This is a genomic window from Enterobacter nematophilus (genome assembly GCF_026344075.1).
GTDB lineage: Bacteria > Pseudomonadota > Gammaproteobacteria > Enterobacterales > Enterobacteriaceae > Enterobacter > Enterobacter nematophilus.
Map to the genome: position 1 here is coordinate 591,078 of NZ_JAPKNE010000002.1, position 12,617 is coordinate 603,694.

At 56.2% G+C, this 12,617-nt stretch carries 10 protein-coding genes and 1 pseudogene; 4 read left to right on the forward strand and 7 right to left on the reverse strand.

Translation table 11 applies throughout. The annotated features are described in order from the left end of the window. Window positions 1-8 precede the first annotated feature (8 nt). The gene (locus OSH03_RS09470) at window positions 9-965 is read right to left on the reverse strand and encodes an AraC family transcriptional regulator (RefSeq protein ID WP_266178883.1); all 957 of its coding nucleotides are present in this window, start codon (window positions 963-965) and stop codon (window positions 9-11) included. Window positions 966-1,080: 115 nt separating this feature from the next. Between OSH03_RS09470 and OSH03_RS09475 the strand changes: the two genes are divergently transcribed. Next, a complete protein-coding gene (locus OSH03_RS09475) occupies window positions 1,081-2,268 on the forward strand; it encodes an MFS transporter (protein ID WP_061097925.1) in 1,188 nt (395 codons plus the stop codon). A gap of 47 nt (window positions 2,269-2,315) precedes the next feature. Here the strand turns inward: OSH03_RS09475 and OSH03_RS09480 are convergent, their stop codons facing one another. From OSH03_RS09480 to OSH03_RS09495, 4 genes are all read right to left on the reverse strand, one after another. Continuing rightward, window positions 2,316-2,795: an Hcp family type VI secretion system effector gene (locus OSH03_RS09480; RefSeq protein WP_266178884.1), complete on the reverse strand. Its 480-nt coding sequence runs from the start codon at window positions 2,793-2,795 to the stop codon at window positions 2,316-2,318. A 221-nt stretch (window positions 2,796-3,016) separates the two neighbouring features. Beyond that, the gene (locus tag OSH03_RS09485) at window positions 3,017-3,721 is read right to left on the reverse strand and encodes a hypothetical protein (RefSeq protein ID WP_266178885.1); all 705 of its coding nucleotides are present in this window, start codon (window positions 3,719-3,721) and stop codon (window positions 3,017-3,019) included. A 280-nt stretch (window positions 3,722-4,001) separates the two neighbouring features. Next, window positions 4,002-5,012, reverse strand: a complete 1,011-nt coding sequence (gene gap, locus OSH03_RS09490; RefSeq protein ID WP_266178886.1) for a type I glyceraldehyde-3-phosphate dehydrogenase — start codon at window positions 5,010-5,012, stop codon at window positions 4,002-4,004. Window positions 5,013-5,090: 78 nt separating this feature from the next. After that, entirely contained in the window at window positions 5,091-6,071 is a 981-nt protein-coding gene (locus tag OSH03_RS09495; RefSeq protein WP_266178887.1) for a GlxA family transcriptional regulator, read from the reverse strand. Between the two features lie 138 nt (window positions 6,072-6,209). Between OSH03_RS09495 and OSH03_RS09500 the strand changes: the two genes are divergently transcribed. Together OSH03_RS09500 and OSH03_RS09505 are read left to right on the forward strand one after the other, a co-directional pair. Continuing rightward, window positions 6,210-7,181 (forward strand): fatty acid desaturase, encoded by a 972-nt coding sequence (locus OSH03_RS09500; protein WP_266178888.1) that lies wholly within the window; start codon window positions 6,210-6,212, stop codon window positions 7,179-7,181. After that, window positions 7,174-7,932: pseudogene (locus OSH03_RS09505) on the forward strand (phosphate/phosphite/phosphonate ABC transporter substrate-binding protein). Before OSH03_RS09500 ends, OSH03_RS09505 begins: the two are co-directional and overlap by 8 nt. Here the strand turns inward: OSH03_RS09505 and OSH03_RS09510 are convergent. Together OSH03_RS09510 and OSH03_RS09515 are read right to left on the reverse strand one after the other, a co-directional pair. Beyond that, window positions 7,911-8,807 carry a LysR family transcriptional regulator gene (locus tag OSH03_RS09510; RefSeq protein WP_266178889.1) on the reverse strand — a complete coding sequence of 299 codons (897 nt, stop codon included), beginning with the start codon at window positions 8,805-8,807 and terminating at the stop codon, window positions 7,911-7,913. The pseudogene OSH03_RS09505 and the gene OSH03_RS09510 overlap by 22 nt on opposite strands. Window positions 8,808-8,830: 23 nt before the next feature. Beyond that, a complete protein-coding gene (locus tag OSH03_RS09515; RefSeq protein ID WP_266178890.1) occupies window positions 8,831-11,119 on the reverse strand; it encodes an FdhF/YdeP family oxidoreductase in 2,289 nt (762 codons plus the stop codon). A 981-nt stretch (window positions 11,120-12,100) separates the two neighbouring features. On the opposite strand from OSH03_RS09515, the gene OSH03_RS09520 reads away from it, so the two are divergent. Beyond that, complete coding sequence (locus OSH03_RS09520) at window positions 12,101-12,595, forward strand: hypothetical protein (protein WP_045260279.1); 495 nt, start codon at window positions 12,101-12,103, stop codon at window positions 12,593-12,595. The last annotated feature ends 22 nt before the right edge of the window (window positions 12,596-12,617 follow it).

The window sequence follows — 12,617 nt, forward strand, 5'->3', positions numbered from 1 at the left end:
CCTTCCGGTCAGACCTCTTCCGGGGTCTGACCGGCTTCCCGCAGCGTGCCCGGCGCATGGCCAATGATGCGCTTAAAGGCCCGGCTAAACGCCGCCAGCGATCCATAGCCCAGCCTAAGTGCGACCGTTTCAATCGGCTGATTTTCGTGGCGAATGTACTGAATCGCCAGCCGCATTCTGAGTTCGCTGAGATATTTTGCCGGGGTCGTCCCCGTCGCGGCCAGAAACCGTTCGGCAAACACGGAGCGTGAGGTGCCCGCTTCTTTCGCCAGATCCGCCACGCTCCAGTTCAGGCCAGGCTGCTGGTGCATGGCGTAAATGGCCCTGCTCAGCCGCGGGTCGCGTAAGACCTGCACCCAGCCGGTGGCTTTCCCGCAGCCAGCCTCAACCCAGCCGCGGACGATCAGCGCCGCCACCACGTCAGCCAGCCGGGCCAGGATCCCGGCAAACCCAACCTGTCGCGTCATCGACTCGCGCTCCATCGCCGCCAGCAGCGGATGGATTTCCGGCCAGGTGGACATCAGTCGGCTGACCATCATCACCTCCGGCATTGCTTTGATCAGCGGCTGCATCCCGCCGAGCTCGAAATCCATACACCCGCTAAAGATGATGGTGTTCTCGCTCTCCGGACAGGGCTCGCAGGTAATCGCACAGACCGAGCCGCAGATAGGCTCGCTGGGAAAGGCGTTCACCGGAGTAATGGCTGCCTGCGCGTCAGAGAGCAGGGCATGGGAATTGCCGCCAGGAATAAACAGCGCGTCGCCGCTGCTCAGTTCAAACGTTGCGCCGCTGTCCATTCGGAGCAGGGCGTTTCCGTGGCTCACAAAATGGAACTGTGCCTTGCCGGGCGCCTGGTGGAACGCCACGCCAAACGGCGCGCTGGCTTCAATCCGTCGGTATTTCACGCCCGACAGGCGCATGCCGCGTAAAAGTTCGCTGATCAAATCGGGGGACTGTACGGTCATGGCGCAACTCCGGACGAATAATCAATAAGTGGAGATTATATGTCATAGATCGTCCATGGTGAACCCTCTATGCTTTTGCGACAGTTGTCACATTTTTATAACGGGAGAACAACAGATGAATTCATGTGTCGTGGCGAGAGAAGCCGTCGCGCCTGCCAGACCGGCATGGCGGGCCGTCTATTCACTGGGGCTGGGCGTGTTTGGTTTGATAACGGCAGAGTTCCTGCCAGCCAGTTTGCTGACGCCGATGGCCGCGAGCCTGGGCGTCAGCGAGGGCATGGCCGGGCAGGCCGTCACCGCTACCGCGCTGGTGGCGCTCGTCACCGGGCTGCTGATCACCCCGGCGACCAAAAGTATTGACCGCCGCTGGGTACTGATGTTTTTCTCCGTGCTGCAAATCATCTCCAGCCTGCTGGTGGCCTTTGCGCCCACGCTGCACGTCCTGCTAATGGGGCGCCTGCTGTTGGGGGTCGCCATTGGTGGCTTCTGGGCGATGTCAACGGCCACCACGATGCGCCTGGTTCCGGCGGATAAAGTGCCGAAAGCGCTGGCGGTGATCTTCTCCAGCGTGTCGATTGCCACCGTGGTTGCCGCCCCTCTGGGGAGCTATCTGGGCAGCCTGATCGGCTGGCGCAACGTCTTTGTGCTCTGCATTCTGCCGAGCGTACTGGCGCTGCTGTGGCAGATCTGGGTGCTGCCGTCCATGAAGCCCGAAAGCAGCGGTAGCCTCAGCACGTTGTTCCGCGTGCTGCGTCGACCGGGCATGATCGGCGGCATGCTGGCAACTATTCTGATCTTCAGCGGCCATTTCGCCTTCTTTACCTACCTGCGCCCGTTCCTGGAAACGGTGGGGCAGGCCAACGTTGAAACCATTTCACTGATTCTGCTGGGCTTTGGGCTGGCGAACTTTGTCGGTACTTCCGTTGCCGGACATCTTCTGGCACGTAATCTGCGCCTGACGCTGGCGCTGGTGCCGTTCGCCATGGGCATACTGGCGCTGACGATGGTGGCGTTTGGCCATCTGGCGATGCTGGACGGGTTCCTGGTGGCGCTGTGGGGCTTTGCGTTTGGTCTGGTTCCGGTGGGCTGGTCAACCTGGCTTGCCACCACCGTTCCGGATGAAGCCGAAAGTGCAGGGGGGCTGCTGGTGGCTTCAATCCAGCTGGCGATAAGCGCCGGTGCGGCAGGGGGCGGGGCGGTATTTGACCTTAACGGTGCCAGCGGCGTATTCGCCGGAAGCGGGTTCCTGCTGGTGACGGCGATGGTGATTGTGTTGATGGGCGTGAAGGTTAAGGCGGAGTGATCGTTTCCCTCTCTTCAGGGAGAGGGACTTAACGGGTGTCCATTCTTCTATGCTACTGCTCTTTCATTCCATGTGTCTTTAAACATGATGTTCCCGTCGCAATATTTCCATTCAATCGATTCATAGCGGAGTTCGACTTCTTCCATATGCGCACTTGCGATACCGAGCGGGTGCAATACTGGCGAGATCCTTGTTATCTTTACGTTTTCCAGAGTGATATTGAAATATTCGCGCTCAATACCGGCATCATCAATTTTATACATTTTAATTAATGCCGTTTTGAAGGTTTTACCTGTACATACGGCACGAAACAGATAGGGAGTGATGCGGTCTATTTCTTTTTCAAAGGTGATTGGGACATGAAGGCGCGTTCCCGTCAGTTTTCCCGTGTTGGAACAGGTGGGGATCCAGACCGAATGGTTAAACGATTTTAGTTCGGTAGAGCCCAATCTTGTAGGCATTAAACACTCCCCTATGACGGGAGCATTATTTTCATCAGTAAACCATATATGTGCTGGAGTAGACATTTATTCATCCTTTGTTTTGTGACGAAATGCAATGAAGTACACAACTAATACAATAATCCCAACGATTCGTAGTGCAATTTTTTCGTTTTCTATAAAACTCACTACGACAGCACCAAGAATGATGACGAATATTCCAGTGCCATACCAAAAAAAATCATCCATAATGTCTTGTAAGAAACTTTTTAAAAATTGTATCAAAAATGCTTTTATTGATTGCCACATTATCGCATCATTCTATTCAGCGCATCAGCAATTTCGCTATCGGATGCAGTGTTCAAGTTAAGATACCCGGCTTTCATAATCACCGGTTCAATAAGGAAATACATCATTTCCAGTTTTTCAACATACAGCGCATGGTAAAATAACGGTTGAAATTTTTTAAGTGTATTTGCGCTGTCTGCCGCATGCTGAACTATAGCGTAAAGGTTTAATGCGGTAATTACACCTCCTGTGCTCAAACCAACCTTTTTCATAAATGCACTTTTTACGGCCACGTTCATGTTATTACCATAACAGATGTATGACGTGACGGCATAAATCAATCCATTCTTAGATACTTGCTTTACTGAATAGTTTGTTGTAAATGGTATTAATTTTTCGAGAATAATTCTTCTTTGAGTAATGGATTTGTTCTGAAGCAATGTTTCAATATAAATCCTTACCATTCTAAAAATTACATCTCTATGCTTAACAAGCTCGGCGACTCCTGCTAAGAACCTCAAATCTTCCGAACCCAATTTTGTACAGACATCCTGATAATTATCGGTGAAGCAAGATGTATAATAAAGCACGCGCGTAGTAGCATCGCCAAGATTATTTAAATACTCTATGGCGCCATCCTTGACCCCCGTGACGGCGCGATCGAGCCTTAATGCGAGGTCTTTATCGGATCCGATTCTATCTATAATTTCCTTGCTGTAATACATAATATGTCCCTGTGATGCGTAGGGTTTATCATGGTCTACGTTATCGTCTAAGGACAGTGATCGTACTCGCACTTTTAAAAGTGAAATAAAGAATAACCGCTAACCTATTATCTTAGTTAATCGGTGTTTTTTTATAATTGATATGATGAATTGGAAAGCATTGAATAAACTTAAGATTATCTTGAATTATATATTCTGCGAGGATTGAGGCGATATTACTGAATGATGTCATCATTCATAGGCCGGGTAAGCGCAAGCGCCACCCGGCATTAAGGTAAGGCTACAGCCCTTTCTTATCCATCAGCACCGCCAAATCCACCAGGCGGTTAGAGAAGCCCCACTCGTTGTCATACCACGCCAGGATCTTCACCATGTTTCCGCCAATCACCAGCGTGGAAAGCCCGTCGATAATGGAGGAGCGCGGGTCGCCCTGGTAGTCGCTGGAGACCAGCGGTTCATCGCTATAGCCCAGGATCCCTTTCAGCGGCCCGCTGGCGGCCGCGTTGCGGAACGCCTCATTCACCTCTTCGGCGGTCACGCTACGGCTGAGCGTTACCGTCAAATCCACAATCGACACCACCGGCACCGGCACGCGCAGGGAGTACCCGGTCAGCTTGCCGTCCAGGGAGGGGATCACTTTGCCCAGCGCTTTCGCCGCGCCGCTGGAGTAAGGCACAATCGACAGCGCCGCCGCGCGCGCGCCGCGCAGATCTTTCTCCGGCTGGTCGTGCAGCGCCTGGCTGTTGGTGTAGGCGTGCGTCGTGTTCATCAGACCATGCTCAATCCCGAACTGCTGATGCAGCACCTGAGCCGCCGGGGCCAGGCCGTTCGTGGTGCAGCTCCCGTTACTGACGACCACGTGCTGAGCCGGGTCGTACCGGTCGTGGTTCACCCCCATCACAACCGTCAGATCGTCATTCTTGCCGGGCGCGGAGATGATGACGCGCTTTGCGCCACCGTGCGTGACGTGCACCGCCGCTTTTTCCCGATCGGTAAAGAAGCCGGTGGCCTCAATCACCACGTCAACGCCGACATCGCGCCACGGGATATTTGTCGGATCCCGTTCGCTAAATACCACGATGCGCTGACCGTCCACCTGCAGCGCGTCGTCAGCCGCTTCAACGGGCGCAGGCAGTTTGCCCAGAAGGGAATCATGTTTCAGCAGGTGGGCGAGGGTTTTACTGTCCGTCAGATCGTTAATGGCCACAATCTGAAGATCCGGGTTACCCAGCGCCGCGCGCAGGAAATTACGTCCGATACGGCCGAAACCGTTAATACCGACCTTAACCATGGTGCACTCCTTATCTCTGTTGTCTGGAGTCACTGTAGGCGCGGGGCCGGTTGGCGTAAACGACAAAAAAGGATCAAATTACGCCAGCTTGCGGCAGTGGAAGCGCTGGCGATATTCGCCAGGAGTGAGGTGGAGCTGTTTCTCAAATACGCGGCGCAGGTTAATGCTGGTGCCAAACCCGCTTTGCTCGGCAACGCGCTCAAGGGGATCGTGGGTCTGTTCAAGCAGCTGTCGGGCGGCGGCCAGACGCGCTTCGGTCACGTAGCGGGCAGGCGAGACGCCCGCGTCACGGGTAAACACCCGGGTGAAATTGCGCGGGCTCATCGCCGCCTTTTCGGCCAGATTTTCCACGCACAGGTCGGCGGTGAGGTTCTGCAGGATCCAGGCTTGCAGCTCGCTGATGGGCCCCGATGCGCCAGCCTGCTGCAGGCTATAGCGGCTGAACTGCAGCTGTCCGCCGGGGCGGCGCAGATACATCACCATATCCTGCGCCACGTCGCGGGCGAGGGTAAATCCGTAGTCGTCTTCCACCAGCGCCAGGGTCAGATCGAACCCGGAACTTACGCCGCCGGAGGTCCAGATGGGGCCATCCTGAATATACAGCGGGCCGCCTTCGACGCGGATAGCCGGATACTGGGCCTGCATTGTCTCCAGCAGCCGCCAGTGGGTGGTCGCGCGGCGGCCGTTCAGCAAGCCGGTCTGGGCAAGCAGCATCGCGCCGCCGCAAATCGAGGCGATCCGCCGGGCGTGCGGCGCAGCGAGGTGCAGCCAGTCCACCACCGCCGTGCTCTCCTGCTCGTTCATTCCGCGTCCGGTGATGATAATGGTGTCCAGCGGTTCGCGCGGATCCAGCTCCGGCAGGCGATAGTCCGCCAGCAGGTTCAGGCCGGACTGGCCGTGAATCACCTGATGGGGCTGCGTGGTGGCGATGATGATACGGTAGCGCGGCCGGGTAAGCCCTTCCGGATGCAGCCGGTTGGCCTGCATCAGAATGTCGGCGATACCGGCGGCCTCAAACAGCATGCCGCCGTCGGGAACAATAATCAGGATCTTCTTCATGTCCTGAAAAGTACCTTTATTGCAAAATAAGTCAAGAGGCGCGATCCCGGCAAAGCAAAGCGATTTAAGTTCTTTGTCATTTCAGGCGTTATCCCCGATCGTCAGGGCATTGTCTCTGGCGAAACGGCGTCTGAAGGAATGCGTAAACGAAGCTCCCTCTATTTACATCCGCAGCAGCGCAATCACATCCACCGTCTTGCATCCGGGATGCTGTGGCGAAGCGAACTCCCCACGTGGCTGCTGATCGTTACCATTTATACCGGCTGGTTTACCACGCTAACGTTCTGGCAAACGCTCGGCCTGCTGCCCGCCACGCTGCTGCTTATCTGGTTTACCGCCTGGTATATGTCCCTGCAGCACGAGCTGATCCACGGGCATCCCACCCGTTTTGCCCGGCTTAACCAGCTGTTTGGCACGCTCCCGCTGGCGGTCTGGTATCCGTATGGCCTGTACCGGGATTCCCATCTGGCCCATCACCGTCACGATAGCCTGACCTTTCCGGCGGATGACCCGGAGTCGTACTATTTTACCGAGGCGAGCTGGGCGCGCTTTTCCCCTTGGCAGAAGCGCGCGATCCGGGCCCGAAATACCTTTGTCGGGCGGCTGGTGCTGGCACCGCTGCTGGATATCCTTCAGGCGCTGGGCGGCGCCGTGGCGGCGTTTCGTGATTTTCACCTGCGGGCGATGGCGATGTGGCTGGTTCATGTTCTGCTGCTGGCGGCACTTTTCGCGTGGATGGCGCATCACGGCTTTTCACCCGTCTGGTTAGTGCTGGCGGTAAGCTATCCGGCGCTGGCGCTGACCAAGGTCCGCTCGTTTTACGAGCATCGGGCGGCGGACGATCCGCTCGCGCGCTCGGTCATTAACGAGGCCGGGCTAGTCTGGCGGGTGCTGTTTTTGAATCTCAACTATCATTCAGTCCATCACGATCTGCCGGGCGTTCCCTGGTACGGGTTGCCGACGATCTACCGGCAAAATCGGGAGGCGTACCGGCAGCGTAATCACGGCTTTGTGGTCCGGGGCTACGGTGAATGGCTACGCCAGTTCTGGACCCGGCCAGTGGAGGTCACCGTCCATCCCGGAAAACAACAGGAGGAGAGGCATGAGTAACCTGCTGGCGTTGCCCATGTACGCCGTGGATCGCGCCGATACCCGCGCGCTCTGGCTGGCGCTGCAGCATCTGCTGGCCGCGCGCGGCGTGCCCGTCGATGGTGCTCCCGGCTGGCCGGAGTTTGACCTGCTGACCCACTGGCAGCAGCCTGCGCTTATCCTCAGCCAGACGTGCGGCTACCCGCTGGTGACGCTGCTCCCTGAGGTACAGGTGGTGGGCTGTTTTCACTACACGGCACCGGGCTGCGAAGGGTTCCAGTACCGCAGCTTTCTGGTGGCGCGCGAGGAGGATCGGCACCTGACGTTGGCGGATTTTCGCGGACGTCGGGCGGTCTGTAATTCGGTAGACTCGCAGTCCGGCTATAACGCGCTGCGAAAAAAGGTGGCTCCGCTGATTGTTGACGGGCCATTTTTCTCACAAACGTCCTTCAGCGGCAGCCACCGTCAGTCGCTGATTGACCTGCAGCGCGGGAAGAGTGATATCGCCGCCATCGACTGCGTGACCTAGGCGCTGCTGGCGCGTCATGAGCCCGAACGGCTTGCGGGACTGGCAGCGTTCGATCGAACGCCGCTGACGCCAGGGCTGCCGTTAATCACGTCGCGACGCACGCCCCCCGAAACGCTCAGCGTCATTCGCGATGCGCTCCACGCGCTGGTCAGTTCACCGGAACATCGGGAGATTTGCGCCGCGGTGCTGATCGGCGGTTTTAGCGCGGTGTCGCGTCAGGCCTACGCCTCGTTGCTCGCGTGATAAATCGCCTGCGCGTCGGTAAAACAGCGCAGCGCCAGCGAAGAGACGGGTTTCTGCCTGCGCATAATCAGGCCGACGGGAGCCTCGATGTTCGCATCGGCGATGGGAACGATCCTGAAAGTGCCGTTCAGTTCTTCAAGCCCGTTGTTCAGCGGCATCACGGCGCAGCATACGCCGCTCTGAACCGCCTGAATGATCTGGTACGTGGAGTCGCTCTCAAAAACGGACGTCGGTTCGATGCCGGCAGCGTTAAAGCTGGCCTCCATATGCGCCCGGTAATGCATCCCTTTGGTCAGGAACCCCAGCGGAAAATCCGTCAGGTCGTGCCAGGTCAGCGCTTCCCGGCCGGGCTTGAAATGGCGGGTGTCGTGAAGCAGGCCCATTTTCGTTTTGGGAAGCTGGATAATGTCGTACAGGCTGGTGTCGATGCTGTTCAGGTAGCAAATCCCCAGCTCAAGCTGGTTACGGCTGACGCCGTCGGCAATCTGCGCCGAAGACATAGAATAGAGGCTGTAGGTCAGCTCCGGATATTTTTGCGTCAGCTGGCGGATGAAGATCATCGGATCCACGCTCGCCAGCGGCACCATCCCGAGACGTAATTCCCCCACCACCTGGCCTTTGCACAGCGCGGCTTCCGCCTGCAATCCGTCGTGCGCGGCAAGAAGCGCGCGCGCCCACGCCAGAATACGCTCGCCCTCCGGCGTAAACCCTTCAAAGCGTTGACCGCGCACGATCAGCACCAGCCCCAGCTCCTCTTCCAGGCTGCGGATGCGCATGGAGAGGGTCGGCTGGGTGATGTTGCACCGCGAGGCCGCTTTACCAAAGTGGCGGGTCTCGTCGAGCGCGAGTAAATATTTTAACTGTTTTATGTCCATCACTCTTCTCTGCGCGTGAAGCCTTACAGCATGCGGATCTCTTTCGAGCGCAGGGTAATGCGTACCGGAACCGATTTATACGACGGCGTACCGCTGTCCTTATCGAGATAATCGAGCGGCACCAGCACGTTGGCCTCCGGGTAATAGGCGCCGACGGAGCCCGGGGCGATGTTGTACGCCACCACCGTAATATCCTCCAGACGCTGAGCGCTGCCGGGGAGGGCGGTTTCGATATCCACGCGGTCGCCGTGTTCCAGCCCTGACTGCGCCATATCCTCTTCGTTCATAAACAGCACGTCGCGGCGGCCAAAGACGCCGCGGTAGCGATCGTCCAGGGCGTAAATGGTGGTGTTGTACTGATCGTGGCTGCGCAGGGTGATCAGGCGCAGCACATGCTCGCCTTCACCGCTGGCGTTTTCCTGTACGCCGTCGAATACAGAGAACATCGCTTTGCCCGTTGCGGTCGGCCAGATGCGCTGCGTGGGCGGCAGCGGCATGCGGAAGCCGCCGGGAACGCGGATCCGCGCATTGTAGTTCTCAAAGCCAGGAATGGTCTGCTCGATCAGATCGCGGATGCGGTCGTAATCTTCGACCAGCGTCAGCCAGTCCACGCGTGTCTCCGGCAGGGTCGCCTTCGCCAGACCAGCGACGATGGCAGGTTCCGAACGGAGCAGCGGTGAGGCGGGTTTCAGCTTGCCGGAAGAGGCATGCACCATCGACATGGAGTCTTCGACGGTGATGGACTGGCGGCCGGTGGCCTGCATATCCAGCTCCGTGCGGCCGAGGCACGGGAAAATAAAGGTCTCTTTGCCCACCAGCAGATGGGTACGGTTCAGCTTGGTCCCAACGTGCACGCTGAGATCCAGAGACCCCATCGCCGGGAAACCGTTCTCGTGATCGGGCATCGCAACCGCAAAGTTACCGCCGAGGCAGATGAGCGCTTTTGCGCGACCGTCGATCATGGCCTGCGTCGCCTGCACCGCATCGTGTCCGTGACGGGAAGGAGGCTCAAAGCCAAACACCTCTTGCAGGCGGTTCAGGAAGGCCGGGGCAGGCTTCTCGCTAATCCCGACGGTCCGGTTCCCCTGAACGTTAGAGTGGCCTCGCAGGGGGCAGATCCCCGCCCCGGGCTTGCCGATATTCCCGCGCAGAAGCAGCAGGTCAGCAATCAGGCGGACGTTCGCCGTGCCTTTATTGTGCTGGGTAATCCCCATTCCGTAAGTAATGATAGTGGCGTTTGATTTCGCATAGGCCTCGGCCACCTTTTTAAGCGCCGCCTGGCTGAGCCCGGACTCGCGCTCGATATCATCCCAGCGGGTCTGCGCGATATCGGCGGCAAAGTCCTCAATGCCCTGGGTGTGTTCGGCAATAAACGCGCGATCCAGCACGCCACCGCGTTCGGCCTCCATTTCCAGAAGATGTTTGGCAATACCCTTCAGCGCGGCGGCATCGCCCCCGGCCTTCACCTGGAAATAGGTGGAGGCAATATCCGTAGAGCTATAGGTTGCCATTTCAATCACGCTTTGCGGGTCCGCAAAACGTTCGAGGGCGCGCTCGCGCAGCGGGTTAAAGACGATAATCGGCACGTTGCGGCGAGCCAGCTCGTGGAGGGTACCCATCATTCGCGGATGGTTGGTGCCGGGGTTATGGCCGATGGAGATCACCAGCTCGGTCTTGTCGAAATCGTCCAGCGAGACGGTGCCTTTCCCAATTCCGATGGAGCGCGGCAGGCCAACGCTGGTGGCCTCGTGACACATATTCGAGCAGTCCGGGAAATTATTGGTGCCGTACTCGCGGGCGAACAGCTGGAACAGATACGCCGCTTCGTTGGAGGCGCGCCCGGAGGTATAGAACTCGACCTGGTCCGGTTCGAGCCCGCGCAATATTTCCCCGATGCGTTGAAACGCTTCGTCCCAGTCGACGGGCCGGAAGGTATCGCTTGCCCGGTCGTAGCGCAGGGGATGCGTCAGACGACCGTAACCTTCCAGCTCAAAGTCCGATTTAGCCAGCAGCGAGGAGACGCTGTTTTCCGCCAGAAATGCGGGGGGCACGCGTTTGCTGGTGGCTTCCCAGGTCACCGCTTTCGCGCCGTTCTCGCAGAACTGGAATGTCGATTTGTGCTCTTTATCGGGCCACGCGCAGCCGGGGCAGTCAAAACCGTCAGGCTGGTTGGTGCGCAGCAGCGTAGCGGGGGCTTCAAAGGTATCCATTTGAGTACGTACCGCAATGGCCGTCGCCTTCAACGCGCCCCAGCCGCCGGCAGGACCATCATAGTGTCTGATACCGGGAACTGAGCGTCTTTTCGTGTTCATACATACTCCTGACGTGTTTGGTCGCGCAACGGCTGGGTAATAAGCAAAAGCAATGACACGCAGGGATAGAGATCCATGCGGTCGAGTTACGGCTCTTGCCTTTAATCATATTTCATAACAATGAGTTAAAAGGATGAGTGCGTAACTATTTAAAGAAATTATAACGATTTTTTAGCATTTTAATAATAAATTGTATCTATCATCCGGTAGGCAGGATAGATAGCGTGGAGCGAGAAAGTATGTAGCGCAGGTAAAGTTTCGAATGAAAATGGCTGTCGCTCAAAAAATGGAAGCTTCGCGGCTGACAGGTGCTGTAACAGCTTCGGCATTCGAAATAGTGGCGGGAAGGTTTACTGAGGCTTAATGATTAATGGAAATGTATAATGACTTACAGGGTAATTATCACAACACGAAATATAAGTTATTTTGAGCCGTGAAATTAAAGGTGCGCGGCGTAAGTAAAATAGCGATGCTGTTGTCAGGTAATGCAGGTATTATTAAAGTTACCCTGTTAGTGCAACAAATAATTCATCGTCGATATATTCTTCTGATATCACCAAAACGACAATTCTACTAATTATGGTAGTGGCGATAATAGCATTAATGCGTTAATGAAATCAGTTCTCTTTTGTCTTTTCTGCTTTAATAACATTGGGTTATGTGGTTATAAGTTGATGAAATAAGTAGAACCAGGTCATTACGGGTTTTTTTATCAGATAAATCCTATAATGTTTCGACTGCTTCAATTACCACCACTTACGAGGCGGTAAATATTGAATTGAAGCAAAGCTCATGTAAACTTGTTTACCGTTTGTCAAAATATGTCAGGAAGACGCTGGGCCTTATTCTGAAGGGCTCGTGCGGTAGCTATGCCTTTAAATTAGTAACACACCGAAATTATCCTGACTATTTTAACAATACCACCTAAGTCAAATTTCATCCCCTTATCTCCATCATCAAAATATCGCTACGGAAAAGCATATGAAAATGCGCGTACTGTTTTCACTTCTGTTTGTAATGGCGGTGGCGGGCTGTAAAGCGCCACAGAAACCGGCAATCACCGACGACACGATCGTGACCAGCCAGGTCAACGGTGTCACCCTGACCCACCGTCACGCCGTGGTGCCGCCAACGGAATTCACCCAGCTTAACGAGCCCTATCGCGCCATGTATCCGGCCTCCCTGATGAGCCGTCCTGATTTTGGCGGAAAGGTTATCCGTACGCTGGAAACCGGAAAAACCTATGTCGTGCTGGGGCAGGTTGAACACTACTGGATGGCGCTCGCCGATGAGGGGAACGACCAGCTGATTGGCTACGTCCCGATGCGTGCCGTTATCAAAGCCGACCAGTACGAAGCCACCGTTCGCAAACAGGCCATTCGTCCTAAGGCGCGTAAAAAAGCGACCTGCGTCGATGTGGATGGCAACAGCAAAGCCTGCAAAGACAGCGCTAACGGTACCTGGATCCTGAACTAAACGGCTTTCGTGGGCGTATTTT